The organism is Corynebacterium sp. LK2510, assembly GCF_040946405.1.
In the GTDB taxonomy this organism is placed as follows: Bacteria; Actinomycetota; Actinomycetes; order Mycobacteriales; family Mycobacteriaceae; genus Corynebacterium.
This window is the reverse complement of the sequence record NZ_JAYWLR010000005.1, coordinates 35,365-61,805: the sequence shown is the minus strand read 5'-3', so window position 1 is coordinate 61,805 and position 26,441 is coordinate 35,365. Positions and strand designations below refer to the sequence as shown.

Annotated in this window: 29 protein-coding genes and 1 tRNA gene; 15 read left to right on the top strand and 15 right to left on the bottom strand. The window is 67.2% G+C overall.

Annotation, left to right across the window (positions count from 1 at the left end; all coding sequences use genetic code 11):
* The first annotated feature begins 18 nt into the window (after window positions 1-18).
* Window positions 19-189: a DUF4236 domain-containing protein gene (locus VVR41_RS04425; RefSeq protein WP_321103718.1), complete on the top strand. Its 171-nt coding sequence runs from the start codon at window positions 19-21 to the stop codon at window positions 187-189.
* Here the strand turns inward: VVR41_RS04425 and VVR41_RS04420 are convergent.
* Window positions 168-1,055: an A/G-specific adenine glycosylase gene (locus tag VVR41_RS04420; RefSeq protein ID WP_368523752.1), complete on the bottom strand. Its 888-nt coding sequence runs from the start codon at window positions 1,053-1,055 to the stop codon at window positions 168-170. The genes VVR41_RS04425 and VVR41_RS04420 overlap by 22 nt on opposite strands.
* Here VVR41_RS04420 and VVR41_RS04415 point away from each other — a divergent pair.
* Window positions 1,054-1,662 carry a carbonic anhydrase gene (locus tag VVR41_RS04415; protein ID WP_321103721.1) on the top strand — a complete coding sequence of 203 codons (609 nt, stop codon included), beginning with the start codon at window positions 1,054-1,056 and terminating at the stop codon, window positions 1,660-1,662. The two genes, VVR41_RS04420 and VVR41_RS04415, sit on opposite strands and share 2 nt — an antisense overlap.
* Before the next feature lie 16 nt (window positions 1,663-1,678).
* Window positions 1,679-2,395, top strand: coding sequence for a hypothetical protein (locus tag VVR41_RS04410; RefSeq protein WP_368523751.1), 717 nt, complete (start codon window positions 1,679-1,681; stop codon window positions 2,393-2,395).
* Between the two features lie 52 nt (window positions 2,396-2,447).
* Here the strand turns inward: VVR41_RS04410 and disA are convergent, their stop codons facing one another.
* The 3 genes from disA to VVR41_RS04395 form a co-directional block, all read right to left on the bottom strand.
* Window positions 2,448-3,512, bottom strand: coding sequence for a DNA integrity scanning diadenylate cyclase DisA (gene disA, locus VVR41_RS04405; RefSeq protein ID WP_368523750.1), 1,065 nt, complete (start codon window positions 3,510-3,512; stop codon window positions 2,448-2,450).
* A gap of 32 nt (window positions 3,513-3,544) precedes the next feature.
* Complete coding sequence (gene radA, locus VVR41_RS04400) at window positions 3,545-4,927, bottom strand: DNA repair protein RadA (RefSeq protein WP_368523749.1); 1,383 nt, start codon at window positions 4,925-4,927, stop codon at window positions 3,545-3,547.
* A 116-nt stretch (window positions 4,928-5,043) separates the two neighbouring features.
* Window positions 5,044-5,583 carry a hypothetical protein gene (locus tag VVR41_RS04395; protein WP_321102834.1) on the bottom strand — a complete coding sequence of 180 codons (540 nt, stop codon included), beginning with the start codon at window positions 5,581-5,583 and terminating at the stop codon, window positions 5,044-5,046.
* A 367-nt stretch (window positions 5,584-5,950) separates the two neighbouring features.
* Between VVR41_RS04395 and VVR41_RS04390 the strand changes: the two genes are divergently transcribed.
* The 5 genes from VVR41_RS04390 to rlmB are packed head-to-tail and all read left to right on the top strand — an operon-like array spanning window position 5,951 to window position 10,151.
* On the top strand, window positions 5,951-6,553 hold the full coding sequence (locus VVR41_RS04390; protein ID WP_321102832.1) for a CarD family transcriptional regulator: 603 nt from the start codon (window positions 5,951-5,953) through the stop codon (window positions 6,551-6,553).
* The gene (ispD, locus tag VVR41_RS04385) at window positions 6,495-7,259 is read left to right on the top strand and encodes a 2-C-methyl-D-erythritol 4-phosphate cytidylyltransferase (RefSeq protein ID WP_409338273.1); all 765 of its coding nucleotides are present in this window, start codon (window positions 6,495-6,497) and stop codon (window positions 7,257-7,259) included. Before VVR41_RS04390 ends, ispD begins: the two co-directional genes overlap by 59 nt.
* A 40-nt stretch (window positions 7,260-7,299) precedes the next feature.
* Entirely contained in the window at window positions 7,300-7,773 is a 474-nt protein-coding gene (gene ispF / locus VVR41_RS04380; RefSeq protein WP_321102829.1) for a 2-C-methyl-D-erythritol 2,4-cyclodiphosphate synthase, read from the top strand.
* Between the two features lie 5 nt (window positions 7,774-7,778).
* On the top strand, window positions 7,779-9,191 hold the full coding sequence (gene cysS, locus VVR41_RS04375; RefSeq protein ID WP_368523747.1) for a cysteine--tRNA ligase: 1,413 nt from the start codon (window positions 7,779-7,781) through the stop codon (window positions 9,189-9,191).
* Window positions 9,192-9,209: 18 nt separating this feature from the next.
* The gene (rlmB, locus tag VVR41_RS04370; RefSeq protein ID WP_368523746.1) at window positions 9,210-10,151 is read left to right on the top strand and encodes a 23S rRNA (guanosine(2251)-2'-O)-methyltransferase RlmB; all 942 of its coding nucleotides are present in this window, start codon (window positions 9,210-9,212) and stop codon (window positions 10,149-10,151) included.
* A 1-nt stretch (window position 10,152) separates the two neighbouring features.
* Here rlmB and VVR41_RS04365 read toward each other — a convergent pair whose 3' ends face one another.
* Genes VVR41_RS04365 through VVR41_RS04350 form a run of 4 tightly spaced genes read right to left on the bottom strand, consistent with a single transcriptional unit; the run spans window position 10,153 to window position 13,432 of the window.
* The gene (locus tag VVR41_RS04365) at window positions 10,153-10,953 is read right to left on the bottom strand and encodes a PHB depolymerase family esterase (protein WP_368523745.1); all 801 of its coding nucleotides are present in this window, start codon (window positions 10,951-10,953) and stop codon (window positions 10,153-10,155) included.
* The gene (locus VVR41_RS04360; RefSeq protein ID WP_368523744.1) at window positions 10,950-11,819 is read right to left on the bottom strand and encodes a metal ABC transporter permease; all 870 of its coding nucleotides are present in this window, start codon (window positions 11,817-11,819) and stop codon (window positions 10,950-10,952) included. The genes VVR41_RS04365 and VVR41_RS04360 overlap by 4 nt, the downstream gene beginning before the upstream one ends.
* The gene (locus tag VVR41_RS04355; protein WP_321102011.1) at window positions 11,820-12,491 is read right to left on the bottom strand and encodes a metal ABC transporter ATP-binding protein; all 672 of its coding nucleotides are present in this window, start codon (window positions 12,489-12,491) and stop codon (window positions 11,820-11,822) included.
* Window positions 12,488-13,432 (bottom strand): metal ABC transporter solute-binding protein, Zn/Mn family, encoded by a 945-nt coding sequence (locus VVR41_RS04350; protein WP_368523743.1) that lies wholly within the window; start codon window positions 13,430-13,432, stop codon window positions 12,488-12,490. The genes VVR41_RS04355 and VVR41_RS04350 overlap by 4 nt, the downstream gene beginning before the upstream one ends.
* A 105-nt stretch (window positions 13,433-13,537) precedes the next feature.
* Between VVR41_RS04350 and VVR41_RS04345 the strand changes: the two genes are divergently transcribed.
* Window positions 13,538-14,632: a LacI family DNA-binding transcriptional regulator gene (locus tag VVR41_RS04345; protein WP_368523742.1), complete on the top strand. Its 1,095-nt coding sequence runs from the start codon at window positions 13,538-13,540 to the stop codon at window positions 14,630-14,632.
* On the opposite strand, the gene otsB is transcribed toward VVR41_RS04345, so the two are convergent.
* From otsB to thrE, 5 genes are read right to left on the bottom strand one after another with little or no spacing between them, the layout of a single operon-like run.
* Window positions 14,592-15,365, bottom strand: a complete 774-nt coding sequence (gene otsB / locus VVR41_RS04340; protein ID WP_368523741.1) for a trehalose-phosphatase — start codon at window positions 15,363-15,365, stop codon at window positions 14,592-14,594. The two genes, VVR41_RS04345 and otsB, sit on opposite strands and share 41 nt — an antisense overlap.
* Window positions 15,362-15,847: a hypothetical protein gene (locus tag VVR41_RS04335; protein ID WP_368523740.1), complete on the bottom strand. Its 486-nt coding sequence runs from the start codon at window positions 15,845-15,847 to the stop codon at window positions 15,362-15,364. The genes otsB and VVR41_RS04335 overlap by 4 nt, the downstream gene beginning before the upstream one ends.
* Window positions 15,844-17,136 carry a trehalose-6-phosphate synthase gene (locus VVR41_RS04330; protein WP_368523739.1) on the bottom strand — a complete coding sequence of 431 codons (1,293 nt, stop codon included), beginning with the start codon at window positions 17,134-17,136 and terminating at the stop codon, window positions 15,844-15,846. The genes VVR41_RS04335 and VVR41_RS04330 overlap by 4 nt, the downstream gene beginning before the upstream one ends.
* A gap of 9 nt (window positions 17,137-17,145) precedes the next feature.
* Complete coding sequence (locus VVR41_RS04325) at window positions 17,146-17,517, bottom strand: histone (protein WP_368523738.1); 372 nt, start codon at window positions 17,515-17,517, stop codon at window positions 17,146-17,148.
* A 48-nt stretch (window positions 17,518-17,565) separates the two neighbouring features.
* The gene (gene thrE, locus VVR41_RS04320) at window positions 17,566-19,062 is read right to left on the bottom strand and encodes a threonine/serine exporter ThrE (RefSeq protein ID WP_409338274.1); all 1,497 of its coding nucleotides are present in this window, start codon (window positions 19,060-19,062) and stop codon (window positions 17,566-17,568) included.
* Between the two features lie 160 nt (window positions 19,063-19,222).
* Here thrE and VVR41_RS04315 point away from each other — a divergent pair.
* From VVR41_RS04315 to VVR41_RS04300, 4 genes are all read left to right on the top strand, one after another.
* Window positions 19,223-19,298: transfer RNA gene (locus VVR41_RS04315), tRNA-Thr, on the top strand.
* Between the two features lie 164 nt (window positions 19,299-19,462).
* On the top strand, window positions 19,463-20,170 hold the full coding sequence (locus VVR41_RS04310; protein ID WP_321102024.1) for a response regulator transcription factor: 708 nt from the start codon (window positions 19,463-19,465) through the stop codon (window positions 20,168-20,170).
* 93 nt (window positions 20,171-20,263) lie between these two features.
* The gene (locus VVR41_RS04305; RefSeq protein WP_368523737.1) at window positions 20,264-21,580 is read left to right on the top strand and encodes a sensor histidine kinase; all 1,317 of its coding nucleotides are present in this window, start codon (window positions 20,264-20,266) and stop codon (window positions 21,578-21,580) included.
* Window positions 21,581-21,614: 34 nt separating this feature from the next.
* Window positions 21,615-22,358 carry a MerR family transcriptional regulator gene (locus VVR41_RS04300; protein WP_368523736.1) on the top strand — a complete coding sequence of 248 codons (744 nt, stop codon included), beginning with the start codon at window positions 21,615-21,617 and terminating at the stop codon, window positions 22,356-22,358.
* Between the two features lie 4 nt (window positions 22,359-22,362).
* On the opposite strand, the gene VVR41_RS04295 is transcribed toward VVR41_RS04300, so the two are convergent.
* Entirely contained in the window at window positions 22,363-22,785 is a 423-nt protein-coding gene (locus VVR41_RS04295) for an HIT family protein (protein ID WP_368523735.1), read from the bottom strand.
* 31 nt (window positions 22,786-22,816) lie between these two features.
* Here VVR41_RS04295 and purD point away from each other — a divergent pair, with 31 nt between their 5' ends.
* Together purD and purB are read left to right on the top strand one after the other, a co-directional pair.
* On the top strand, window positions 22,817-24,070 hold the full coding sequence (purD, locus tag VVR41_RS04290) for a phosphoribosylamine--glycine ligase (RefSeq protein WP_368523734.1): 1,254 nt from the start codon (window positions 22,817-22,819) through the stop codon (window positions 24,068-24,070).
* A gap of 202 nt (window positions 24,071-24,272) precedes the next feature.
* Window positions 24,273-25,712: an adenylosuccinate lyase gene (gene purB / locus VVR41_RS04285; RefSeq protein WP_368523733.1), complete on the top strand. Its 1,440-nt coding sequence runs from the start codon at window positions 24,273-24,275 to the stop codon at window positions 25,710-25,712.
* A gap of 14 nt (window positions 25,713-25,726) precedes the next feature.
* Here purB and VVR41_RS04280 read toward each other — a convergent pair whose 3' ends face one another.
* Complete coding sequence (locus VVR41_RS04280) at window positions 25,727-26,389, bottom strand: hypothetical protein (protein ID WP_368523732.1); 663 nt, start codon at window positions 26,387-26,389, stop codon at window positions 25,727-25,729.
* Window positions 26,390-26,441: the final 52 nt, after the last annotated feature.

The following is a 26,441-nucleotide window of genomic DNA, read 5'->3' as shown; positions in this document are numbered from 1 at the left end:
CAAACTAGACTTCACCGCATGGGCATTCTCTACCGCAACAAGAAAAAGCTGGGCAAAGGCTCGTGGCTCAACATCTCCAAATCGGGCGCGTCGGTCTCCACGAAGGTGGGGCCGGTGACCATCAACTCCCGCGGCGGCGTGTGGGTCAACTTGCCCGGTGGCATGAACTACCGCGGCAGGTGGAAATAACCGGCGTCGTCTTGCTCGGCGAGGTTGTCGTCGAGAAGCGAAAAGAGCGCGCGTGAGAGTTGGACATTGTCTGGCCACAGCGCGTCGATCTTGGCGCGGGAGACGGGGGTGTTGCTCTCGCGCAGCAGTTTCATGATGGTGCCGCGCACCTGCCGGTCAGTGCCAGCGAACTTCTGCACCTTCTTCTTCCGCAGCTCCTCCGGCGACGGCTCGGGCCTGCCGGCGGCAACCCAGGCGCAGTCCGCTTCGAGCGGGCAGGACCCACACTTGGGATTCGCGGCGGTGCACACGAGGGCGCCGAGCTCCATCAGCCCCGCCGAGAACACCGGGCCGTTGCGCTCGGGGAGCAGCGCGGCGACGTCGGCGATCTCGCTTTTGCGGGGCACAGCGAGGAACCGGCCCGACTCTGCGCGGGCGTAGACGCGGCGCACGTTGGTGTCCACGACCGCGACGTTCGCACCGAACGCGAAACACGCCACGGCGCGCGCGGTGTAGTCGCCGACCCCGGGCAGCGCGAGCAAAGCCTCCACATCCGCGGGCACCTCGCCCGCGTGGGCATCCACGATCACCTGCGCGCATTCGCGCAATCGCAGCGCCCGGCGCGGGTAGCCCAGCGACCCCCACGCCCGCAGGATGTCGTCAGGCGAGGCCGCGGCGAAGTCACGCGGTGTGGGCCAGCGCTCCACCCACTCTTCCCACACGGGAGCGACGCGGGCGACGGGGGTCTGGTGGCTCATCACCTCGGACAACAGCACGCCCCAGGGGGTTGTCCCGGGCCTGCGCCACGGGAGGTCGCGCGCGTTGGCCTCAAAATAAGCGACGATCTTTTCCGGTCTGATCACAATATTTGCCACAATAATGGGCATGGCTGACACAACCACGCCCGGCTCCGTCTGGCAGAAGCTGCTGGAGGGCAACGCCCGCTTCGCCGACGAGACGCTCGAGCGCCCCAACTCCGACCACAACCGCCGCGAGGAGCTGCGCGGCGGCCAGGCCCCAGTTGCCGCGATCTTGTCGTGTTCCGACTCGCGCGTGCCCGTCGAGATGCTTTTCGACGCCGGGCTCGGCGACATCTTTGTCATCCGAAACGCCGGCGGCTGCGTCGACGCCGCCGTCGCCGGGTCGCTGGACTTCGCCGTTGAGACGCTCGGGGTCAAACTCGTGGTGGTGCTGAGCCACGAGGCGTGCGGCGCGATCGGCGCGGCCATTCGGGCTGTCGACGAGGCGCACATCCCGGTCGGCCTGCAGCGCGTCTTTGTGGAGAAGATCGCCCCGAGCGTGATCGCCGCCAAGGCGTGCGGGCACACGGAGCGCTCCGAGATCGAAAAAGAGCATGCCGGCTTCACGGCCGAGCACCTCGTCGACCGCATTCCCGCGATCCAGGCGGGCATCGCCGCTGGCGATCTCGGGGTCGTAGCCGCGCGGTACCGGCTCGAAGACGGCCGCGTCGAGACCGTGATGGAGCATTTCTGACGCTAAAGTTGAGCCCGTGACGAACCACCGACCAGACCCCGCGAACACCACCAGGCCCCTGCCGCCGGAGATCTACGTGCGCCGCCGCGTCGCCGCGCTCGCCGTGGTGCTCGTGCTCGTGGCACTGCTGGTGTGGGGGTTGACGGCCGCGGCGAGGTCGGGTTCCTCCAGCGGTGACTCGGGCTCGGCAACGTCGGCGACGATCACTGAGGACATCACCACCGAGCCGACCGTGCCCGCCCCGGGGGAGACGACCACTCAGACCTCCACCACGACCACGACGACGTCGACGGAACCGACCACCCGCGAGTCAACGACACGCGCTGCGGCCGCCGACGGCACATGCGTGATCGAGGACCTGGTCATCACAGCCCGCACCAGCCAGCCCAGCTTCGATCCCGGGCAGCAGCCGGCGTTCTACATGAGCGTGGAGAACCCGACCGACGCGGACTGCACGGTCGACCTGTCGCAGGAGCAACTGCGCTTCGAGGTCTACGATATGGCCACCAACCAGCGCATCTGGTCCGACACCGACTGCCACCCGGCAGTCGTGACCGGCGAGCAGGTCTTCGAGTCGCGCGCCGCGCGTGACTTCGAGGCGATCTGGTCGCGCAAGGATTCCCAGCCGGGGCTGTGCTCCAACCGCCAGGACGTGCCGGCAGGAAGCTACTACCTCCACGCCGTGATTGGAACCCACGCCTCCGACCCGGCCGATTTCACACTGCGCGCCTAGCTTTCACCAGAATCTCCAGGGCGCTCATTGTCCTGAACACAGCGCGGACCGACTAGGAGAAGCGGCGCAGGCCGTCGAAGATGTGGCGCGCCCACAGCGGGGAAACCCCGTCTGCTGCGGCGATGTCGTCGACGGTGGCGTCGATAAGCTTGGGCAACTCCCCGAACTCGGCGATGATGTTGTCCATGAGGAACTTCTGCACCCGGGGGATGCGCGCCAGCACGCGGTAGCCGCGCGGAACGACGTCTTGCATCAGGTTCTCCTCCGCCGCCGGCAGACCCAGAGCCTGGGCAAGGGTGGCGGAGTTGAGCAGTTGCGAATCCGGCAGCTCGGCGAGCGCCTGCATGGCCTCGTCGACACGCTCGTCTTCCGGGATCGTGGCGGCGGCCATGTAGTCGCGCACCAGCATCTCGATCTCGTTGGGGGAGCTTCGCAGCTCCGTCAGCTGCAGGGTGAGCTGGCGTGCATCCACGCCGAGCTCAGCAACGTGTTCGTCCATGTCGTCCGCGGCGCGCTCGAGCATGATCTGGCGCTGCAGCACGTTAAGCACGTCTGTCACGGTGGCGTAGTTGTTCATCTCCGCCACGTGGAGGCGCTGGTTGGCCAGATCCAGGCGACTGCGGTAGCGCTCCACCGTCGACAGCGCCTGGTTGGCGTGCTGCATCAGCACGGCGGGCTCCTCCATGAGGTGGCGCTGGCCCTCGGCGTAGAGGGTGATGGTGTTCATCGACGCGGAGACAGCCACAACCGGCACACCCGTCTGCAGCGCGGTGCGCTCCGCGGCGCGGTGGCGGGTGCCCGACTCGACCGTGGGGTAGGAGGGCGCGGGCACGAGCTGGACGTTTGCGCGCAGGATCCGGGCGCCGTCGCCGGATAAGATGACGGCGCCGTCCATCTTGGACAACTCGCGCAGCAACGTCGGCTGGAATGGGATGTCGAAGCTGATGCCGCCGTCGCACAGCTCCACCACGTCGGCGCTATCACCGATGACGATCAGCCCGCCGGTGTGGCCGCGCTGGATGCGCTCGAGTCCGTCGCGCAGCTGGGTGCCGGGAGCGAGCATCTCGAGCGTTTCCCGCAATTTCTTGTGGGATGCGGCGGCCACAGTGTCAGTCATGCAACACATCCTAGACCGCGCGGGGCGCGGGTCTACCCGCCGAGGACCTCGATGGCCTCGCGCAGCGTCCCAGCCTGGGTAACACGCATTCCCTCGATGGTGACGCGCTCCCCGGCTGGCACGATGGCGCGGGTGTAGCCGAGCCGCGCCGCCTCCTGCAGCCTCCTGCCCAGGTTGGGGACGCGGCGCAGCTCACCGGCCAAGCCGACCTCGCCGACGACGACCGTCTTCGCGGGCAGCGGCCGCTCGTGCAGGCTCGACCACGTGGCCAGCGCGACCGCCAAATCCGTGGCTGTCTCGGTGATGCGCACGCCGCCGACGGTGGCGACGTAGGCGTCCTTGTCGTTGGTGGCCTCATTACACCGGGCCTGCAGGACGGCGAGCACCATGGGCACGCGGTTGGCGTCCAGGCCGGTCACTACCCGGCGCGGGCTCTTGTTCACCGGCGCCACGGTCAGGGCCTGCACCTCGGCGAGGATGGGGCGCACCCCGTCCATCGCCACGGTCACGGCCGATCCGTCGGGGGTGCGGCCGCGGTGGGAGAGGAACAGTCCCGACGGGTCCGGAACCTCGCGGATGCCGTCCGCGGTCTGCTCGAAGCACCCGACCTCGTCCGTGGCGCCGAAGCGGTTCTTGATGCCGCGCAGCATGCGCAGGCTGGACTGGCGGTCGCCCTCGAAGTTGAGCACCACGTCCACGAGGTGCTCGAGCACGCGCGGGCCAGCCACGTTTCCGTCCTTGGTGACGTGGCCGACCAGCAGGATGGGCAGGTTGGTGGTCTTGGCAAGCGTGGTCAGCGCGGCGGTGACGGCGCGCGATTGCGCCACGCCGCCTGCGACACCTTCCACACCGGGCGCGTGCATGGTCTGCACTGAATCCACGATGAGCAGCGAGGGTTTGATCTGCTCGACATGGCCAACGATGACCTCGAGGTTGGATTCCGCCGCGAGGTAGAGGGAATCCTCTAGCGCACCGGTGCGCTCGGCGCGGGCGCGGACTTGCCCAGCGGATTCCTCCGCCGTGACGTACAACGCGGTGCGCCCGCCCTGCTTCGCCCACCGCGAGGCAACCTCGAGCAGGAGGGTGGACTTGCCCACCCCGGGCTCCCCGGCCATCAGGACGACAGAGCCGGGCACCACCCCGGAGCCGAGGACCCGGTCGAGCTCGCCGATCCCGGACGGGGTGGAGTGGCTCGCGGCGGCGTCGATAGCCGTGATGCGGGTGGCGGGCTGCGCGGGAGTGAGCGCCTGAAGCTGCACCGCACCCGACCGGGCGGACGAGGAGGACGCGGACGCGACCGGGGCCTGCTCCTGCAAGGTGCCCCACGAGCCGCAGTCGGGGCAGCGCCCAAGCCACTTGGGGGAGGAGTAGCCGCACTCCGAGCACGTGTGCAACGTGCGCTGTTTTTTCGCCATGGAACCACCCTAGAATACGGCCCGGACATCGACCGCACCCAGGGAAAACGAGCCGCATATAAGAAAAACCGCCGGCCCCGAGAACAGGGCGCGGCGGCGGAGGTACGGCGTGAGGCTTAGTGCGTCGGCTGGGCCTCGTCGCGCATTGCCTCACCGGACTGCAGCCTCGGAGCGGAGACGGTCGCGGTGACGTCGATGGTGCCTGCGTCAAACGTGAACTCGACGGGGAGGTTGCCGGCGAAGGCGAAGTCGTTGTTCGGCAGGGAGGTTGCGACGTAGCTGATGCAGTCGGACTCTGCCTGCGGGATGGACTCCAACGCGGTAGCGGAGTCGCCGACGAGGTTGCAGCTTGCGTCGAACTGGGTAGCGCCACTGAGCTGGACCGGGACACCGTCCACGGTGACCGACTCGAGAGAGTGCGGCTGGCGGTGAATGTTCTGGTTGATCGCGGTGAACTTCAGGGCGGCCTGGCCTGCGTCGCCAAGAATCACGGTGACGTCCTGCACCAGGATCTCGTTGTCGTTGGTTGCGGCGGCAGCACCGTCAACGGCCGCGACCTGGTCGGCGGTCTGGGTGATCTGGCCTGCGGAACAACCGGCAAGCAGCAGAGCAGACGCAGCAACGGCGGAAACGGCGGCCGGCTTCAGGGACTTCACGTGGTGTCCTCCATACTTTTCGTTCACGTAGATATCTCCGCTTACCTTAATCGTTCCTGGGGCGGTTTTCCCACTTTCTCGCCCTGTAAGTGCGCTTGTCGGCGCCGTGGATGGGGTCGTTCGGGGGTAACCTTTCCCGGTGCTGGAGACCCGCTCCCCGCCGCCTCGCCGTGGCCGCCCTCAGTGCCCGCCCTCAACTCCGCGGCAGCGGGGCCGGTTCCGACACTGCAGTAGCCCTGCGTCGCTGCCGGGACGGGTGGTAGAATTGCGCGGTTGTAAGTGCGTTGGCCCGTTTTCCCAGAGCCCGACTCGGGTGAAGCGTGGTTTGAACGCGAATTGGCGCGCCGGGCAAGGAGAGTCTATTTCTATGGAGTTCAACGTCGGAGAAGTTGTTGTCTACCCGCACCACGGCGCCGCGCGCATCGCGGATATTGAGCAGCGTGAGATCGGCGGGGAGACACTCGACTTCCTCGTCCTGAAGATCCTCCACTCCGACCTTGAGGTCCGCGTGCCGGTGAAGAACACCGAGCTCGTCGGTGTCCGCGACGTGGTTAACGAGAAGGGCCTGCAGAAGGTGTTCTCCGTCCTGCGCGAGACGGACGTCGAGGAGGCTGGCAACTGGTCCCGCCGCTACAAGGCGAACCAGGAGCGCCTCGCGTCCGGCGACATCAACAAAGTCGCCGAGGTTGTGCGCGACCTGTGGCGCCGCGACCAGGGCAAGGGCCTGTCCGCCGGTGAGAAGCGCATGCTGGGCAAGGCGCGCCAGGTGCTCGTCGGCGAGCTCGCTCTCGCGCAGCCTGTCGACGACGCCAAGGCCGACGCGATGGAAACCGAGATCGCCGAGATCATCGAGAAGCAGGTCGCCGCGGGCATCTCTATCGACCCGGACGCGTCCCAGGGCTTCGACGACGATGACGTGGATCTGGACGACCTCAGCTTCGACGACGAGGACGAGGGCGACGACAAGTAGCGTGGCGCACACGATCGGGCCGCGCCGCGTCGTCGCGGTGGTCGCGGCTGCGGGGCAGGGCACCCGCCTGGGCGCGCCGCTGCCCAAGGCCTTCGTGGACCTAGCTGGCGCCAGTGTGCTCGCGCGCAGCGTGGCGGGCATGAAAGCATCCGGTGTCGTCGACGAGATTGTCGTACTTGTCAGCCCAGAGATGGAGGACCTCGCCCGCGAGCAGCTCGCAGGTCACGACGTAACCTTCGCCCACGGAGGCCGCGAGCGCGCCGATTCGATTTTCAACGGGCTGTCCGCCATCGACGCCGAGGACAATGAGGGAGCTGTCGTGCTCATCCACGATGCGGCCCGCGCCCTGACCCCGCCCGAGATGATCCGCCGCGTCGTCGACGCGGTCCACGGCGGCCACCTCGCCGCTATCCCGGTCCTTCCGGTGGCGGACACGATCAAGGTCGTCGAAGGCGATACGGTGCTCTCCACCCCCTCGCGGGCGCGTTTGCGCGCGGTCCAGACCCCGCAGGGCTTCGATCTGGCCACGCTGCGCCGGGCGAACGAGGCCTACTTCGCCTCTCAGCGCGATTTCGAGGCCACCGACGACGCCAGCCTGATGGAGTGGTTCGGCATCCCCGTGGCTACGGTCGCCGGTGATCCGCTGGCGTTCAAAATCACCACGCCGCTGGATCTGCAGCTCGCGCTCAGCGTCCTGGGCAGCTAGCTCGAGCGCCCGGTTTGCCAGTCCACGTACCTTTAGTGACATGACAAATCTACGAGTGGGCAACGCCTTCGACGCGCACCAGATCGAGGCGGGCAAAGACTGCTGGATCGCCGGCATCCTCCACGAGGGCGTGGACGGCTGCGAAGGGCACTCCGACGGCGATGTCGTCAGCCACGCCGTTGTCGACGCGGTCCTGGCCGCCGCGGGGCTGGGCGACCTGGGATCGTTTGTCGGCACCGGCCGGCCTGAGTACGACGGAGTGTCTGGTGTTCGGCTCCTCCAAGAGCTCAAGGAGCTTGTCGACGCCCACGGGGTCCGCATCGTCAACGTCTCCGCGCAGCTGATCGCGCAAACCCCGAAGATGGGCCCGGTGCGCGAGGAAGCGGAGCGCGTCCTGTCCCAGGCCCTCGGCGCGCCGGTGTCGGTATCGGCCACTACCACCGACCACATGGGTTTCACCGGGTCGGGCCAGGGCAGGGCAGCGATTGCCACCGCGCTGGTTGAACTAAGCTGATGGCCGTGACTACCCCATCGAGCGAAACGGTATCCCGCCAACAGATCTTCGACACTGCCTCGCGTAGCCTGCGGCCTTTCGAGCCGCTGCGGCCCGGGCACGTGTCGATGTACGTGTGTGGTGCGACGCCGCAGTCCTCGCCGCACATCGGGCACCTGCGCTCCGGCGTCGCGTTCGACATTGTGCGCCGCTGGTTCACGGCACAGGGCTACGACGTCGCTTTCGTACGCAACGTCACGGATATTGACGACAAAATCCTGGACAAGGCCGAGGCCAACGGCCGGCCTTGGTGGGAGTGGGTGTCCACCTACGAGCGCGAGTTCACGCGCGCCTACAACACCCTGGGCGTGCTGCCACCGTCGGTGGAGCCGCGCGCGACCGGGCACGTCACCCAAATGGTCGACTACATGAACCGGCTGATCGAGCGCGGATTCGCCTACGAGTCCGAGGGCTCTGTCTACTTCGACGTCGACGCCTGGGTGCGGGCGGAGGGCTCCGACTACGGCGCGATCTCCGGCAACCGCGTCGAGGACATGGAGCAGGGCGAGACGGAGACGCGCGGCAAGCGCGGCAGCCGCGACTTCGCCCTGTGGAAGGCCGCCAAGCCCGGTGAGCCGAGCTGGCCGACCCCGTGGGGCGACGGCCGGCCGGGCTGGCACCTCGAGTGCTCAGCCATGTCCACCTGGTACCTTGGCAGCGCCTTCGACATCCACGGCGGCGGCCTCGACCTGCAGTTCCCGCACCACGAGAACGAGCAGGCGCAGTCGCACGCGGCCGGTGACGAGTTTGCCACCTACTGGATGCATAACCACTGGGTGACGATGTCGGGCGAGAAGATGTCGAAGTCGCTGGGCAATGTCGTTGCCATCGACAACATGCTCGAGCTCGTCCGCCCGGTCGAGCTGCGCTACTACCTGGGCTCGGCGCACTACCGCAGCGTGCTCGAGTACTCCCCGGCCGCGCTGCAGGAAGCAGCCGCCGGGTACCGTCGCATCGAGGACTTCGTCGCGCGCTGCGCCACCCCGGAGCCCACGACGTGGACGGAGGAGTTCGCGGCCGCGCTTTTCGACGACTTCGGGGTCCCGAAGGCCCTCGCCGAGATTCACAACGCGGTGCGCGAGGGCAACAAGGCGCTCGCCGCGGGCGAGACCGAGCGGGCGGGCGAGATCGCCGGCCAGGTCCGCGCCATGACCGCGGTGCTGGGCATTGATCCGGGGCAGTGGTCCGAGGGGGCGTCGACAAGCGATGCCGCCGAGGCCGCCCTCGATGTCCTCGTCCGCGCCGAGCTCGACCGCCGCGCCGAGGCGCGTGCGGCGAAGGACTGGGCGGCAGCTGACGACGTCCGCGACCGACTCACCGCCGCAGGCATTGACGTCACCGACACACCCGACGGCCCGCAGTGGGCCCTGAAACCCTAGGAAAGGGAGGCTGAGACGATGGCGAAACCATACCAGCGCAAAGACATCCAGAAGACGAACAAGAAGGGTGCCACGAAGGGGTCGGGCGGGCAGCGTCGCCGCGGGCTAAAAGGCAAGGGCGCGACCCCGAAGGCGGAGGACCGCGTCTACCACTCCGCGCACAAGCGCAAGCTCGAGCGTGAGCGCCGCTCGTCGGGTCGCCACGAGCGCGAGAGCGCCGACCTGGTGGTCGGACGCAACCCCGTCGTGGAGTGCCTCCACGCGAAGGTGCCCGCCGAGGCCCTCTACGTCGCCCAAGGCACGGGCCACGACGACCGGCTGAGCGAGGCCGTCACCCTGGCCAACGCCAAGGGCCTGCCCGTGCACGAGGTACCGCGCCGGGACCTGGACGCGATGACCGGAAACGGCATGCACCAGGGCATCGGCCTGAAGATCCAGCCGTACAAGTACGCGGACGTCTTCGACCTCATCGCCGGGGTGAAGGACCGCGGGGAGACCGGCATGTTCGTCGTACTGGACAACATCACCGACCCGCGCAATCTGGGCGCTGTCATCCGCTCCACCGCCGCGTTCGGCGGCCACGGCGTGATCATCCCGGAGCGCCGCTCCGCCCAGGTCACGGGCGTGGCGTGGCGCACCTCCGCCGGTACAGCGGCGCGCCTGCCGGTGGCGAAGGCGACCAACATCACCCGCACGATCAAGGAGTTCAAGGACAACGGCTACATGGTCGTCGGCCTCGACGCCGGTGGCGAGCACACCCTGGACACCTTCGACGGGGCGAGCGACCCAGTCGTCATCGTCGTCGGCTCCGAGGGCAAGGGCATCTCACGCTTGGTGCGCGAGAACTGCGACGTCATCATGTCGATCCCGACCGAAGCATGGGTCGAGTCCCTCAACGCATCCGTCGCAGCCGGTGTGGTGCTCAGCGAGTTCGCTCGCCAGCGCCGCGTGGGCGCGTAGCCTAAGCGAGCCCGAAAAAGTCCGCGACGAGCTCCGCTCCGACGACCTTGTCGGTGCCGGGGCCGATGCGGGGATCGAGTTTCTTGGGCGAGGGGACAAGGTGCCCCATGCCCTCGATCGACCACAGCTCGACGGGTGCTTGCCCGCCCGTCCAGCTATCCACGCGCACGCCCGGAATCGGCTCGGCGCTGGAGTGCTCTCCCGCGCCGTTGAGGCCCGCGAAGTAGGCCGACGAGTCGGGCGCTGAGCGGGTCTCGCCGCGGTTGGCCTCGCCCAGCGCTGCGATCCCGCCCTCGTAGGGCACAATCGGGTCCGCGGTGCCCTGCACGGCGAGCACGGGAGTGGGCAACCAGTTCTCGGGGGAACAGATGGTGTTGCCTTCGGCGGGCATGGAGGAGCCGAACAGGGCAATGCCGTCTAAGGTGCCGGGGGCGTCGAAAAGCATGCGGATCAGCATCTGCCCGCCGTTGGAGAACCCGCAGCCGATGGTGCGCGGGGCATCGTATGACTCGATGAGGCGGGTGAGGAAGCCGACGTCGTCGATGCCGAGAGTGCGGGCGGATTCGGTGAAGCCGCGGCGCAAATCGTTGAAGTGGCGGCCGATGCCGTCGGGGTAGACGACCATGCACCCCGCCTCGGTGAGGCGATCGAAGGTTTTGCCGGTGAAGGCGCGGGCGACGTTGCCCGACTGCAACGAGCCATGAAGAAAGACCACGAGCGCGGCGACGTCGCCTTCGGGGGCGACTTCGATCCAGGTGCGTTCGTGGCCGTCGTGGAGAAGAGAGCGTCGGGTAGTTGTCATGCCCCCGAGTTTAGTGTGATTGTGCGGGAGCGGAATCCGCCGACTGCGCGGCAGATGAGGTAGATGCCAAACGAGATAAACGCTGCAACCACGCTGACAGGCAGACCTGGGGCGAGCGAGAGCACCACACCGCCCACCGCCGCGAGCAGGGCGAAGATGACCGACCAGACAACCGCGGCGACGGGGTTGGAGGTAATCGCCGCCGCGCTCGCACCCGGGGTGATCAGCAGGGCCATGACAAGCAGGACACCGACGATTTGCACCGCCTGGGCGGCAGTGATGCCGAGCAGGACCGCGAACACGATGGCCATGGCCTTCACCGGGACACCGGAGACGGCCGCGACCTCGGGGTCGGCGGAGGAAAACAGCAACGGGCGCCACAGCGCCACGACCGTGACCACGGCAATGACCGTGACAACCGACAGGGCCCCGACGCCGGTGCCGGACACCCCGACGATCTGGCCGGTCAGCAGCGCCAGCGCCGTCGAGGAGTTGCCGGGGTAGAGATGCAGCATGAGCAGCGACAAGCCCATACCGAAGCTCATCACCACGCCCACAGCCGCGTCGTTGCCTCCCTTGAAACCGAGGGCGGCGAGCACGATGGCGGCGGAGATAGAGCCGAGAGTCGCGCCCACGCTGAGGTTGAGGCCGAGAAACAGTGCCGCGGCCGCACCCATCAGGGCGAGCTCGGATGTGGCGTGGACGCCGAAGGACATCCGGCGCAGCACGATCAGCGGCGAAATTATCCCGGCCAGGATGCCGAGCAGTGCCGCCGCAGCGAGCGCGGTGCGGACGAAGTCGTACTCCATCAGCCGCGCCGTGGTCGCGAACGCGTCCGCGACATCGGCACTCACAACGTGAGTCATCTAGACGATCACCAGCTTTCCGTGCACGTTGACGACATCGACATGTGTGCCGTAGAGCTCGCTCAGCACAGACGAGCGCAGGACCTCGTTCGCCGGGCCGAGCACGTGACCGCGCGGGCCCAGGTAAAGGACGCGATCGATCATGTCGAGCACCGGGTCGAGCGCGTGGGTGACCAGCAAGACGGCCGCTCCGTGATTGCGCAGACGCTGCGCGGTCTCGCGCTGGCGGGCGACGTCGAGGGAGAGAAACGGCTCGTCCGCGAGGATGAGGTCGGGCCTGTTTGCCAGGGCCTGAGCCTGGCGGACGAGCTGCTGCTGGCCGCCGGAAAGGTTGCCCACGCGGCGGTTCGATAGGTGCGCCGCGCCGACGGACGCGAGAAGCTCCTCTGCGTGCGCGCGCTTCGCGCCGCGCCCCACCGTGAGTGCCACCACGTCACGGGCACGCAACGGCAGGCCCGGGGGGAACATCTGCTGCTGCGGAATGTAGCCCAGGCGGCCGGAGAACTCGATGCTGCCTCGGGTCAGCGGCCGCAACCCGGCAATGGCCTTGAGCAGCGTCGACTTGCCGGAGCCGTTGGGGCCGGTAACAGCGATCATTTCACCGTCACCGATGTGTAGGGAGATGTCCTCCCACAGAGGGGTGACGGTGGCGTCGATTAGCCTCGCGGTCACCGGGCGGCCCGGCTGATCTCCTCGACGATGCTTGCGAAGTAGTCGAAGAAGTTCTGGCCGTTCGGCGGGGTCTCGTAGACCTCGACGACGGGGATACCGGCCGCGCGGGCTGCGTCGACGATGCGCTGCTCGGAACCCGGGGCGCTCTGCGGAGACGCGATAAGGATGTCAACGGAGCCATCCTTGATGGCGTCGATGAACTCGGCCACGGCAGCACCGGAAGGCTCGATGTGGCTCAAAGACGCCGCGCGGTAGGCGTCGGGGGTTGCGGAGATAAGAGCCGATTCTTCGATGAGGGCGTCAGCGATGGGGTGAGCCTGGGCGACGCGGACGGCCGGAAGGTTGTTCACGGCCTCCTCGATCGGAGCCAAGCGGGCGTCGAGATCAGCGGTGTCGCCGCTGGTGCGCTCTGCGATCAGCTGGCCGACCCGGTTGACCGTCTCCGTGGAGTACCAGGAGTGCTCGGGAGCGTCGTGGTCATGGTCGTGCTCATCGGCGTGCTCATCGGCATGCTCGTCGCCATGCTCGTCACCGTGCTCATCGGCATGCTCGGCCTCGTCATCTGCGTGCGAGTGCGGGCCCGTCAACGGGAGAGCCGAGACGACGTGGGACGGATCGGCCGCAGAGTACAGGGCGGCGTCGTATGCACCGCCGTTGGCCACGACGATCTCGGCGGACTCGATCGCGGCGCGGTCGGCGGCGGTCGGCTCGTACTCGTGGGGGTCAACGGAGGAGTTCGAGATGATGGCGGTGACATCCTCGCCGACGACGGAGGACGCAACGTCTGCCCAAACGATCGTTGTTGCCACGATGTCCGTTCGGGTGGAGGCTTCCGTCGTCGTCTGAGTGTCGCCTCCCTGTGCGGAGCAGGCGCCGAGGGCGAGGGCGGAGGTGACGGCCACTGCGGCCAGTCGCGGGCGAGTGAGGGCTCTAGTGAACATGCTAGACATTTAATCACTAGTGAAAACATGTTTCAATTGAGGGTTTGTACCGCCACGCGTGAGGGTTTGTACCGCCACGCGCACCCGGACCAATACGATGGCCCCATGACCAACCGCCGAGGACACCGGGCCGGCCGCGCCCCCCGCGCGACGCTGGCGACGCTGGCCGAGGAGCTCGGGGTCTCGCGCACGACGGTGTCCAACGCGTACAACCGCCCCGATCAACTCTCGCCTGAGCTGCGCGAGCGCATCCTTTCCACCGCCCGGGCCCGCGGCTACAGCGGACCCAACCCGACGGCGCGCTCGCTGCGCACCAGCCGTGCCGGTTCCGTCGGCGTGATCCTGACTGAACGGCTTTCCTACGCCTTCGAGGACCAAGCGTCGTTGGACTTCCTCGCCGGCCTCGCCGAGGACAACGACTTTCTCCTCACCCTCATCCCGACCGGGCCGGGCGGGGAGGGGGGTCTGGGTGCCGACGCTGTCTCCAACGCGATTGTCGACGGCTTCGTGGTCTACTCCGTGCCCGCTGCCGACCCGAACCTGGCGTTCGCCCGGCAGCGCGGCCTTCCCGTGGTGGTGTGCGACCAGCCTGCGGATCTGCGCGGCGTCTCCTACGTGGGCATCGATGACTTCGCCGCGATCCAGCCCGCTGCAGCGGCGCTGGTTCAGGCCGGGCACCGCAACATCGGCATCCTAACCAAACGCCTCTTTTCCGGGGTGCGCGACGGCGCCGTCACCGCAGCGGACGTGGAGCTTTCGGACATGCACGTCCAGCGCGCCCGCGTCCGCGGGGCACTGGAGGTGTTTCGCGCCGCGGGGATGACACACGTGCCCATCGTCAACCGCCACTTCAGCGACATCGACTCGGCCGCCGATGGCGCGCGCGAGCTGCGCGGCCTGCACCCCGACATCACCGCCATCTTGTGCACCACCGATTCCATGGCCCTGGGCGTGATCGAGGCGTTTGGTGCGGAGGTGCCGCACGAGCTGTCGGTGACGGGATTCGACGCGATTGTCGACGCCACCCAGCGTGGTCTCACCACCGTCGAGCAGCTCAACCACGCCAAAGGCGAGCAGGTGGGAGCGCTGATTAACGCGCTGTTTCATAATGCGGGCGCCGCGCGGGCGACACCGCAGCGGGTTATCCTGCCAACCCGGTTTATTCCGGGCGCGACGGTTGCGCCGCCCGCCGCGCGCTAGCGAGCTCGGTGAGGAAGTGCGCCATGCGGGTGACCGTCGGCACGCGAAGCGTGGCCACCGACGGCTTCTCGCCGACCTTGATGCCCACGTCGTTCGGGCCAAGCGCGGCCATGGCGAACTCGTCGGTGGTGTCGTCGCCGGCGAAGAAGGTCACGTCGAATGAGCGCTTGTACTCTGCGAGCCAGTCGCCCTTGGATACGTCGAGGGCTGAGAACTCAACCAGGTTGTGCCCCGGGGTCACGGGCCGGCCTTCGGTGTCGATGGACAATCCCTCTTTGAGGATCGCTTCCGCGGCCGCCGGGTCGGTCTCGACCACGGGCGCGACGTGGAGGACCCGCTGATAGGGCTTGACCTCGACGTACGCGGGTGGGGTAGCGATGCGGCGCAGCTCAGACTCGATGCGATCCAGGTAGGCCGCGTCGGCGGCGGACAGCTCGGGCCCTCCCTCCGTCGGTTCGGCACCGTGGGAGCCGACTAGGACGACCGGGTCGCGCAGCGGGAACACCGCGCGCAGGCCCTCGAGGTGGCGCCCGCTGAGCACGGCGACCTGGGTACCGGGCTGGGAGGCGAGGTCCGCGATCGCGGTCAACGCCGCCGGGTGCGCGCTGGCGGCGTACGGGTCGGTGACGTGCTCAGACAACGTGCCGTCGAAGTCGAGGCAGACGAGCAGTGAGGGGGCAGCGGCGAGCGCGGCGAGCGCCTCGTCGAGCTGTGCGTTGTTCTGCGTGGTCACAGTGACATCACCCTTATCGACGGCGGATCGATTTCATCGCCCACCCTAGTCAGTACAGCTTCAGTGTCGCCGAAGCGGCGGACCGCGAACTCGCTTCCGGGGGCAAGCAGCTCGGTCAGCGTGTCGTGGACGTGGCGGGCGCCACCGACGCAGGTGTCCGGGATGTCGATCTCCACCTCGTCGAGGCGCAGCCGGTCCCCGGAAGCGCTGATTGCTGAGCGCACCGGCGCACAGCCGGTGCTCCCGTTCATGGAGCTCGAGCCGAACGTCAGCGCCGCCCGTCCCGCGGCGTCGGGAGGCAGCGCGCCGGGCTGGTCGGGGTCGGTGTAGACGGCCACGACCTGCCATGTCGGCCCTGCTAAGCCGTCGAGTGCGCCAGAGTCGGGGTTCTCGTTCGTGTTCGCGCAGGCGGTGAGACCCGCGCACAGCGCGGCCATGCCGAGGGTGGCGGCGCGCCGGGCGCTCATGCGTCGCGTGCTCACAGTGCCTCCAAAAAGGACGACGCCCACCGGTCGACATCGTGCTCCGCGACGTGGCGGTGCATCGCCCGCATCGCCTCAGCGTCGCCTTTCACCGCGGCGAGGATCGCGTCCTCCACCGACGTCAGGTCGAAGGGGTTGCACAGGTTAGCCCGGTCGAGCTCGACTGCGGCCCCGGCGAACTCGGAGAGCACCAAAGCGCCGTCGCCGTCGGGGTGGGCGGCGACGTATTCCTTGGCAACCAAGTTCATGCCGTCCTTGAACGGGGTGACCAGCATGACGTCGGCGGCCGCGTAGAACACGCCGAGGCGCTCCTTCGGAACCGGGCGGTTGATGTAGTGCACCACGGGCCGCCCGACATCGCCGAAACGGCCGTTGATCCGGCCCACGGCCTCCTCGACGTCGCGACGCGTCTCCTGGTAGTGGTCGAGGCGCTCGCGCGAGGGGGTGGCGAGCTGGATCACGGCGACGTCGTCAAGCTCGCCCTTCTCTAACAGGCTCTCCACGGCGAGCAGGCGCTGGAGGATCCCCTTGGTGTAGTCGAGGCGGTCGACCCCCAACATCACGGTCGCCGGGTTTCCCACGCTCGCACGCAGCTTCTCGACGTCCGCAGCGCTGCCCCGGTGAATCGCCGCCGGGTCAATCGAGATCGGAAACGTGCCCGTGCGAGGGCCGGCGTCGCCGACCAAAGCACGAAAGCTCTGCTCGTCTTCGGCGCGCTGGAAGCCGATGAGGTCGCAGCCCTCGAGTCCCTGGGCGATCTCGTCGCGCCACGGGAGCTGGCGGAAAATGTCCGGGGAGGGAAACGGGATGTGGAGGAAAAAGCCGATGGTCAGGTCGGGGCGCATCTCCCGCAGCAGCCCGGGGACGAGCTGCAGCTGGTAGTCCTGCACCCACACCACGCCGCCCTGCTCGGCGGCCTCCGCCGCGGCCTGAGCGAAACGCTGGTTGACCTCGCGGTAGGAGTCCCACCACTCCTGTTCATAGCGGGGCGCGACGATGAGGTCGTGGTAGAGGGGCCACAGCGAGGAGTTGGAGAATCCCTCGTAGAAGTTTTCGTAGTCCTCTTGGTTGAGCGCAACTGGGCGCAGGTCGATGCCCTCGAACTCGAAGGGCTCGACGTCGAGGTCGATCTCACCGGGCCAGCCGACCCAACACCCGGTGTGGGAGCGCAGAACCGGCGCGAGGGCGGCAACGAGGCCGCCCGGAGACGCCTCCCACCCGTCGCCAGTGCTGGAGCGATCCACCGGAAGGCGGTTCGCGACGACGACGAAGCGGTTGGCCCCTTTCATGGCGTTTTCCTACGCTTTGTCAGCGGCAGAAGAGGTCTTCTTGGTGGCCTTCTTCGTCGCCTTCTTGGCAGTCTTTTTCGCAGTTTTCTTAGCGGCCTTCTTGGTCGCTTTCTTCTTTGTGGCCTTCTTCTTAGACGCCTTCTTGGTGGCCTTCTTCGTCGTCTTCTCAGTGGCTTCGGCTGCGGCTGCTTCCTGCTCCTCGGCGTACTTCTTGTACACGAAGCCGCGCGGCTCGACGCCGAGCATGGACATCAATGTGACGCCATCGAAGAAGTCGTCCGCGTAGGTGGCCACAATCCGCCGAGCTCCGGATGCAGTCTGCTCCTCAACCGCGTGGAGAGCCTCGGGGGAGGGGCGGGAGTCGGTGATCTTGGGTGGCACTGAAGCTTCTCCTTCTACGACAACAGACGTGGGCCAGACAATTCTACGCTACGCGTTGGCCCGGTGCGTTCCCTCCGCGGGTCGGCGGCGCCGGCGGGCGCGGGCGACCTGCTCGGCGCGGCGGATTTGCTCGAACGTCATGCGGCCGGCGCGGCGGAAGGCGGTGTAGGGCTTGAAGATCTGCGGGCGGCGGATCCGGCGTGCCATCCACTCGCCCAGGACCACGCCGCTGGCGAGGGCCATGCAGGTGCCCACCGCGATTGCCAGGCTGGTCAGACCTACGACCATCTGCTCGTTGAGGATGGCGTACATGCCGCGGTAGATGCCAGAACCCGGGAGAAACGGCGTCACGCCCGCCACCGCGGTGATGACGGGATTGATGAGGAAACGGCGGGCGATGAGGCCGCCGGCGAGGCCGACCATGACCGCGCAGGCAAATGTCGCCAGGATGCGCCCGGTGCCCAGCGGCAGCAAGAACACGTAATACATCGCCGAGCCGGCCAGCGCCGTCATCGCGGAGACCAAGATGGCGGGCCGTTCCGCGAAACAGGTCACGGCGAAGGCGGACGAGGCGACGATGCTGCCGATGACACGCACGAGGGCCGAACTAAACGTCGGCGTGCCCAGCATTGTCTCCAGCGGCGGCAACCCCACACCGAGTAAGTCAGCGACGCTGATGCCGGTGGCTACTCCCGCGACGATCGCCCCGGTAAACAGCATTGTCTGGAAGAAGCGCGCAGACGCGGTCACGGGTGAGCCCGTGATGCCGTCGAGAAGCGATTGCACGAGCGTAAGGCCCGCCAAAAGGACGACAATGCCGGTCGCGATGACTTGGCTGGGCACCACGGTGACACCCATCGGTGCGGCGAACTGGTAGAAGATCACCGCCGGAACCGTGGCCAAAAACCCGCCGATGGCGCAGTGGAAGAAGTACGGCAGGTCGTTGCGCGAGAGGATCTTGCTGATCACCATGATCAGAAACGAGGTCAACCCGCCGACGACGGCCATGAACAGATCGCCGCCGAGCAGGATCGCGATCGCCGCCCCCATCACGATCCAGCCAGCGAGGAACCGAACGTTGCGGTGCGGGATGTACTCGCGCTCAATGTCGTCGAGGATGCGCTCCGCCATCTCGGGCGGTGTGGCACCTGAGCGGATGGAGCGGATCAGGCGGTCGGCTTCCTGCAGCTTGTGGTAGTTCGCCGAAAAGTCGTTGACCACGCGGAACACACTCACCGGCTGGCGGCGATCCACACCGATGATGGTGTGGACAGTCATGGTGTTGACGGTGATGTCCACATGGCAGTAGTGCAGTCCGTACGAAGACGTGACTGTGTGCACTTGCGCTCGCACATCGGAGCTGGTCGTGCCGTTGGTAATCAGGATGGACCCGATGCGGGCAGCGATGTTCATCACGGCGGCGACCTGAGCCGGGTCGGTGAGATCCACCGGGGCGAGCACCGACGGGGGCGGGGAGGTGCGGGCCTCGTCGATGGTGGCCACGTTGCGGGATTGCTGACGGAAGGAGTCCCACAACCCGGTCAGTCCAGTCAACCCGTTCAACCCGTTCAACCCGTTCAACCCGTTCAACCCGGTCGGTTCCGCCGCGTCGTTCGGCGTTGTGCTCGCTGTTGTCACAGGGCAAACACTAACGGCCGGCATAGTTTTCCGCACGCACTGGGGGCCATGTAGAATCACCCTCACTGCTGGAGTGGCGCAATCGGTAGCGCAACGCACTTGTAATGCGTAGGTTGCGAGTTCAAGTCTCGTCTCCAGCTCCATTTTGTCTCTCCCGGACGCGTTCGGCTGGTGCCTGTACGCGTCCGGGAGATTTTTGTGGTGGGCTCCCCTCAAAGAGCAACCTGTAATTCAGTCAGTGTCCAGGAATCGTTCAGGTTCGTGGCGTTTACTCGACACTCAATTACCTATGAAAGGGAGCAGTCACATGCCAGATTCCAACCAGGGCGTCAAGGTCCTCGTCGTCGACGATGAGCCGAACATTGTTGAACTCCTGACCGTGTCTCTGAAGTTCCAAGGCTTCGAGGTGGAGAGCGCGCAGTCCGGCCCGGAGGCGCTCAAGCTCGCCCACGAGTTCCGCCCCGATGCGTACATCCTCGATGTGATGATGCCCGAGATGGACGGCTTTGAGCTCCTGGGCAAGCTGCGCGCCGAGGGTCTCGACGGCCCCGCGCTCTTCCTCACCGCGAAGGACGCAGTGGAAGACCGCATCCACGGACTGACCATCGGCGCAGATGACTACGTGACCAAGCCGTTCTCCCTCGAGGAGGTCATCACACGCCTGCGTGTCATCCTTCGCCGCGGCAACGTCACTGAATCCGAGGACAACGACGGCACCCTGCGCTACGCCGATCTCACGCTTAACGACGACACCCACGAGGTGACCAAGGGCGACGAGATCATCGATCTTTCCCCGACCGAGTTCAACCTCCTGCGCTACCTCATGCTCAACGCCGAAGTTGTGCTGTCGAAGGCGAAGATCCTCGACAACGTTTGGCACTACGACTTCGGCGGGGACGGCAACGTTGTGGAGTCCTACATTTCCTACCTGCGCCGCAAGATCGATACCGGAGATGTTCCGCTGATCCACACGGTGCGCGGTGTGGGCTACGTCCTGCGCACGCCGCGCCAGTAGGCGCAGGTCAACGGTCCTAGTATGATCCGAGCGTCGTCAAAGGCACAGTTCGCAGCGAAACGAGTCCCACTCCAGAAGTCGCTTCTAGGCGTTGTGCTCCTCGTTTCCATCCTGGCCATGGCGATGAGCTTCACCGCCGTCTATTTGCTCATGCGCGGGCTGCTCTATCAGCGCGCCGACGATGAGCTCCGTGTCGGGCTAGAAACGTGGGTGGGGCAAGTGGCGCCGTGGCCGAGCTCGGGCGCGCCAAGCGAGTTCACGCAGTCGGTGTACTACCCAGGGCTAGGCAGGACCGTCAGCTACGCGCCCCGGGCGTTTCCACCGGATTACTCCCAGCTAGACGGGTATGAGCCGCAGACGATTACGTCTGACAGGAGTGCGGGGGAGGTGCGCTACTACCGCGCGTTGGCCCGCTACCAGTCGGACGGCAGCATCCAGTTTGTGGCAAAGTCGCTCGACACCGAGCGGCGTCTGCTGACGTCGCTGGCTATCACGGAGCTGGGCATCGGCGGAATCGCTCTGTTCTTCATCGGTTTCGGTGGCAACTACTTGGTGCGCCGCGCGCTGGCGCCGCTTCGCGAGGTCGAGGAAACCGCGCTCGCGATTGCCGACGGTGACACCTCTCGCCGAATCCCCTCCTGGCCGAGGGAGACCGAGGTGGGCAAGCTGTCCTACGCCGTCAACACCATGGTGGGCCAGCTGCAGGAGTCGATCGAGGAGTCCCGTTCCAAAGAGGAGCAGATGCGCCGCTTCGTCGGCGACGCCTCCCACGAGCTGCGTACCCCGCTGACTAGCATCCGCGGCTACGCAGAGCTCTACCATAAGGGCATGGCACCCGACCCGGACATGGTGCTCAGCAAGATCGACCAGGAATCCGGCAGGATGAAACTCCTCGTCGAGGACCTGCTCGCGTTGACGCGCGCAGAGGGCACCCAGATCAAGAAAGACGTCGTGGACACGGTGGAGATCTGCACCGCCGCCGCCGATTCCGCCCGCGCCGCCTTCCCCCAGCGTGAGGTGACGGTCTCGGATGAAACCATGCACGAGTCCCGCGTCGAGGGCGACGCGGACCGTCTGCACCAGGTCTTTCTCAACCTCATCATCAACGCCTTCAAGCACGCGGGCGACGACGCGAAGGTGACCGTGACCATCCGCGAGAACCTAGACAAGGTGTTCATCGACGTCGCCGATGACGGGGCCGGAATGAACCCGTCGGACGCCGAGCACATCTTCGAGCGCTTCTACCGCGCGGACGCCTCGCGCAACCGCTCCCGCGGGGGAGGCTCAGGATTGGGCCTGGCCATCACCAAGTCACTCGTGGAGCAGCACGGTGGTGCGATCTCGGTGAAGACGGCGCCGGGCGAGGGCTCGACGTTCACGATTTCCCTGCCGATGGTTGCGCAAGCTTGACCTTTCCGCTGCGGCAACCTGTTGAGTGGAGACCATGCACCTGATCAGCGACGCCGCGCGGGTCCTCGGGGTCACCACGAAGGCCCTGCGCCACTGGGATGCGCTCGGGCTGCTCGTGCCGCAGCGTCGCGGATCCTACCGCGTGTATTCGGAGGAGGACCTGCGGCGGGGAGCGGCCATCGCGTTGTTCCAGAGTGCGGGCGTCCCGCTGGCGGAGATGGGCCCGCTTCTCGACGCCCCGCCGGCCGACGTGCTCACCGAGGCGCTGCGCCGCCACCGGCGCTCGCTGCAGGCGCGGGCGCGCACGCTGAAACAGCAGGTGCAGGCAGTAGATCGTCTTATCGAGGAGGCAACTATGGAAGAACTGTCCGAATACATGGGCGAACACATGCCCGAGCACCAGCGTGAGGCGGAGCGGACGTGGGGCGCAACGCCCGAGTGGGAGAGTGCGCAGAAGCGCCTGCGCTCAGCGGGCGCCGAGGGCATGGCAGCGTTCGGCGGGGAGCAAGCGCAGCTGGGGAGAATCCTGGCGGCGGCGCACGCCAGAGGGGTGGAACCGGGTTCTGACGAGGCGAACGAGATCGTCGAACGCCACCGCGCCTCCCTCGCGCAGTGGTACCCCGTGACAACCGCGCGCCAGCTCATCCTGGCGCGGATGTACGTCGCCGACGCGCGCTTCCACGAGGCGTACGGGGGCGAGCAGGAGTATTTGCTGGGGCTCGTCGAGAAGCGTGCCGAGCAGGAGGGGGTCGACACGGCCAACCCGGCGTGGGACTGATGCCCTAGCGGCGTCCGTCCTCGCCGACGCCGAGGGCGCCGCGGAGCTTGGCAGCGGCCTCGTCCATCTTTGCGGGGTCCGTCTGGTCCGCCGGGGTGACGTTGGCCAAGCTGTAGCCGGACATGTCGTTGGCGGGGAAGACGTGGATGTGGGCGTGGGGAACCTCGAAACCGGCGATGAGGTAACCGGCGCGCTCGGCGCCGAAGACGTCGATGACCGCCCGGCCGATTTCCTGGGCGATGTCGTTCATGTGCGCCCACGTCGACGAGTCCACGTCAGTCCACTTGTCCACCTCGGCGACCGGGATCACCAGAGTGTGGCCGTAGGCGATCGGTTCGATCGACAGGAACGCCGCCACGGTGTCGTCGCGGTAGATGAAACGGCCCGGAATGTCGCCTTCGAGGATCTTCGTGAATACGGTGCTCATGCCACCCCAGGTTACCGGTAAGTTAGACACCATGCGCATCCTTGTTATCGGTTCGGGCGGCCGCGAACACGCCCTGCTCAACGGTCTGAAGGGCAATGAACTTTTCGTCGCGCCGGGCAATGCCGGCATGGCGGATCTTGCCGAGGTCCACCCGGTCGAGGTCGGCTCGCCCGACTCTGTCGTCGCGCTCGCCCGCGACCTCGACGTCGAGCTCGTCGTCATCGGCCCCGAGGTCCCGCTCGTCGCCGGTGCTGCCGACGCTCTGCGCGACGCCGGGATCCACGTCTTCGGCCCGTCCAAGGCCGGAGCACAGCTCGAGGGCTCCAAGGCCTTCGCCAAGGACGTCATGGCCGCCGCGGGCGTGCGCACGGCGTCCGCGACGAGTGTCACCGAGCTCAGCGAGATCGATGCAGCGCTCGACGAGTACGGCCCGAACTACGTGGTCAAGGACGACGGACTGGCTGGCGGCAAGGGTGTCGTTGTTACCCAGGACCGCGCCGAGGCCGAGGCCCACGCCCGCGCCGTGATCGAGGCCGGCAACCCGGTGCTGCTCGAGTCCTTCCTCGAGGGCCCCGAGGTGTCCCTGTTCTGCCTCGTCGACGGCGAAACCGTTGTGCCGCTGCTGCCCGCGCAGGACCACAAGCGCGCCCACGACAACGATGCTGGCCCGAACACCGGCGGCATGGGCGCCTACACCCCGCTGCCGTGGCTGCCGGAAGGCGGCGTGCAGCGCATCGTCGACGAGATCGCGGTGCCGGTTGCCCGCGAGATGGTCAAGCGCGGCACCCCCTACCAGGGTGTGCTCTACGTCGGCGCGGCCTGGGGCCCGGAGGGCCCGTCCGTGGTGGAATTCAACGCCCGCTTCGGCGACCCGGAGACCCAGCCGGTCCTGTCGCTTCTGAAGACCCCGCTGGCCGACGTCCTCTACGCCGCCGCCACCGGCACCCTAGCCGAGTGCGCCCCGCTGGAGTGGGAGGACGGTTTCGCCGCCACGGTCGTGCTCGCCGCGGAGAACTACCCGGCCGCACCGCGCACGGGCGATGCCATCATCGGCGACAACCTCACCGACCCGGCGAAGATCCTCCACGCGGGCACGGCGTTGAATGACGGCACGCTGGTCTCCGCCGGTGGTCGCGTCCTCAACGCTATGGGCAAGGGCGCCACGCTCGAGGAGGCCGTGGCCAACGCCTACGCCGAGATCGAGAAGGTTTCCCTGCAGGGCTCCTTCTACCGCACCGACATCGCACGCAAGGCGATTGAGGGCGTCATCCGCGTCGAGGGATAGGCAGCTTATGTCGGCGGGCGCGCGTGATTCACACCGTGTCCCCGCCGGCTGAAGCCGCACTAGTAGCGCAACCCCTCACGGCTACGCCACCATCGTGTGTTTTCCCGGGGGTGCATGTGTCGAGGGCGTGAGCGACGGGGAATCCTCTCGCCGCATCGACGAGTGGGCAGCGCAGTTTAACGCCGGAGCCTGACATGCGATAATGAGCGGCGTGGCTGAAAAACCGATGAACGCAAACGTCCTGTCCAACCGCTACGCATCGCCCGAGATGGCGTCGCTGTGGAGCGCCGAATACAAGATCGTCCTGGAGCGCCAGCTCTGGATCGCCGTGATGAAGGCCCAGCAGGGCCTCGGCGTGGACATTCCGGACGAGGCCATCGCGGCCTACGAAAACGTCATTGACCAGGTTGACTTGGCCAGCATCGCCGAGCGCGAGAAGGTCACCCGCCACGATGTAAAAGCCCGCATCGAGGAGTTCAATGCACTTGCGGGTCACGAGCACATCCACAAGGGCATGACCAGCCGCGACCTGACGGAAAACGTCGAGCAGCTGCAGATCGTGCGCGCCCTCCAGCTGACCCGTGACAAGTCGGTCGCCCTGCTCAAGGCTGTGGGCAACCGTGCTGACGAGTACAAGTCCCTGGTCATGGCTGGCCGCTCCCACAACGTCGCGGCCCAGGCAACCACGCTGGGCAAGCGCTTCGCGTCTGCCGCGGATGAGATCCTGCTCGCCGTCGAGCGCATCGAATCTGTCCTCGCCTCCTACCCGCTGCGCGGCATCAAGGGCCCAATGGGCACCGCGCAGGACATGCTCGACCTGATGGGCGGCGACGAGACGAAGCTGCGCGAGCTCGAGAGCCAGATCGCCAGCCACCTCGGCTTCAGCCGCACCTTCGATTCAGTCGGCCAGGTCTACCCGCGCAGCCTCGACTTCGATGCTGTCTCCGCCCTCGTCCAATTGGGCGCAGGCCCTTCGTCGCTGGCCACGACGATTCGCCTCATGGCCGGAAACGAGACCGTCACCGAGGGGTTCAAGGAGGGCCAGGTCGGTTCGTCGGCGATGCCGCACAAGATGAACGCCCGCTCCTGCGAACGCGTCGGCGGCTTCCAGGTCATCCTGCGCGGCTACCTCACCATGGTCGCGGATTTGTCTGGCCAGCAGTGGAACGAGGGCGACGTGTTTTGCTCGGTGGTGCGCCGCGTCGCGCTGCCGGATGCGTTCTTCGCCATCGACGGCCAGCTGGAGACCTTCCTCACCGTGCTCGCGGAGTTCGGCGCGTTCCCGGCGATGATCAACCGCGAGCTCGACCGCTACCTGCCGTTCCTTGCCACCACCCGCATCCTCATGGCCGCGGTGCGCGCCGGGGTCGGGCGCGAGACAGCGCACGAGGTCATCAAGGAAAACGCCGTCGCTATGGCGCTCGATATGCGTGAAAACGGTGCGGAGCAGAACCTCATCGAGCGCCTCGCCGCCGATGAGCGCCTCCCGCTCGATCAGGCTGCGCTCGACAGCGCTTTGGTCGACCGCCACGCGTTCATCGGCTCCGCGGAGACCCAGGTGGACAACGTGCTTGCGCGTATTCAGGAGCTTGTCAGCGCCCACCCGGACGCCGCCTCCTACTCCCCGGGCGAGATCCTTTAGCGCCTGCTGTTTGTCTACCGGGACCAGACCAGACGCTGGCGCGACTGGTCTGGGTTGCGCGGGCTGAGCTCCGCGGTCAGCTCCACTGCGGTGCCGACCACGCCGGGGTCGCGCACGCCCTCCCACGTCACCACGGCCGTGGTGTACTTCTCGCCCTGGCGCATGTCAGCGGTGTACGCGGGGACGTTGCCGTCGATGCCGCAGTAGTGCTGCGCGCCAGCGCCGACGTAGTTCGCCTCGGCCCCGGCGGCGTCGATAGGCGTCAGACGCGGCAGCTCCACCGAGACCGGGGCGTCGCGGCTGCTTAAACCGGTGCCCAGGGACGTGAAGGTGACGCGGAAGCAGGTGAACTGCTTGATTGGCTCCGCAGGGGCCGAGCCGATCCGCTGCGGGTCGCGCCCGAGGTTGCCCGCGACCTCTCTGACCGTCAGCGGCTGCGGCGGGTGCACCGTGACCTCCCAGTAGGCGGGCGCTCCCGTAGCGTAGTTCGTGGTCACGACCTGCGCGCTGTCGCCGAAGGAGAGCTCGGTTCCGTCCTTGGTGGCGGAAAAGCCGTCGGGGGCGTTGACGAGCTCGGTCACCGGAGCGCTCGCGGCGGGATCGACCGAGCCGCAGGCGCTCAGGGCGAGGGGGAGGGTGACCGCTGCAGCGGCGGCGGTAAGGCGGGTGACGTGCATGGCTCCTAACTCTAAGTCACCCGCCCTGGCATGCCGGTGACCCGGCGCGCCA

Bases quoted from the DNA above. Each gene is read 5' to 3' on its own strand.
- rlmB (WP_368523746.1), top strand. From the start codon at position 9,210: ATGGCGAAACCATACCAGCGCAAAGACATCCAGAAGACGAACAAGAAG.
- VVR41_RS04350 (WP_368523743.1), bottom strand. From the start codon at position 13,432: ATGTTCACTAGAGCCCTCACTCGCCCGCGACTGGCCGCAGTGGCCGTC.
- ispD (WP_409338273.1), top strand. From the start codon at position 6,495: ATGACGTGGATCTGGACGACCTCAGCTTCGACGACGAGGACGAGGGCG.
- VVR41_RS04390 (WP_321102832.1), top strand. From the start codon at position 5,951: ATGGAGTTCAACGTCGGAGAAGTTGTTGTCTACCCGCACCACGGCGCC.
- purD (WP_368523734.1), top strand. From the start codon at position 22,817: ATGCGCATCCTTGTTATCGGTTCGGGCGGCCGCGAACACGCCCTGCTC.
- VVR41_RS04365 (WP_368523745.1), bottom strand. From the start codon at position 10,953: ATGACAACTACCCGACGCTCTCTTCTCCACGACGGCCACGAACGCACC.
- radA (WP_368523749.1), bottom strand. From the start codon at position 4,927: ATGGCGAAAAAACAGCGCACGTTGCACACGTGCTCGGAGTGCGGCTAC.
- VVR41_RS04415 (WP_321103721.1), top strand. From the start codon at position 1,054: ATGGCTGACACAACCACGCCCGGCTCCGTCTGGCAGAAGCTGCTGGAG.
- VVR41_RS04310 (WP_321102024.1), top strand. From the start codon at position 19,463: ATGCCAGATTCCAACCAGGGCGTCAAGGTCCTCGTCGTCGACGATGAG.
- VVR41_RS04360 (WP_368523744.1), bottom strand. From the start codon at position 11,819: ATGACTCACGTTGTGAGTGCCGATGTCGCGGACGCGTTCGCGACCACG.
- VVR41_RS04330 (WP_368523739.1), bottom strand. From the start codon at position 17,136: ATGAAAGGGGCCAACCGCTTCGTCGTCGTCGCGAACCGCCTTCCGGTG.
- VVR41_RS04425 (WP_321103718.1), top strand. From the start codon at position 19: ATGGGCATTCTCTACCGCAACAAGAAAAAGCTGGGCAAAGGCTCGTGG.
- purB (WP_368523733.1), top strand. From the start codon at position 24,273: ATGAGCGGCGTGGCTGAAAAACCGATGAACGCAAACGTCCTGTCCAAC.
- ispF (WP_321102829.1), top strand. From the start codon at position 7,300: ATGACAAATCTACGAGTGGGCAACGCCTTCGACGCGCACCAGATCGAG.
- VVR41_RS04300 (WP_368523736.1), top strand. From the start codon at position 21,615: ATGCACCTGATCAGCGACGCCGCGCGGGTCCTCGGGGTCACCACGAAG.
- VVR41_RS04295 (WP_368523735.1), bottom strand. From the start codon at position 22,785: ATGAGCACCGTATTCACGAAGATCCTCGAAGGCGACATTCCGGGCCGT.
- VVR41_RS04420 (WP_368523752.1), bottom strand. From the start codon at position 1,055: ATGCCCATTATTGTGGCAAATATTGTGATCAGACCGGAAAAGATCGTC.
- disA (WP_368523750.1), bottom strand. From the start codon at position 3,512: ATGACTGACACTGTGGCCGCCGCATCCCACAAGAAATTGCGGGAAACG.
- VVR41_RS04345 (WP_368523742.1), top strand. From the start codon at position 13,538: ATGACCAACCGCCGAGGACACCGGGCCGGCCGCGCCCCCCGCGCGACG.
- VVR41_RS04280 (WP_368523732.1), bottom strand. From the start codon at position 26,389: ATGCACGTCACCCGCCTTACCGCCGCCGCTGCAGCGGTCACCCTCCCC.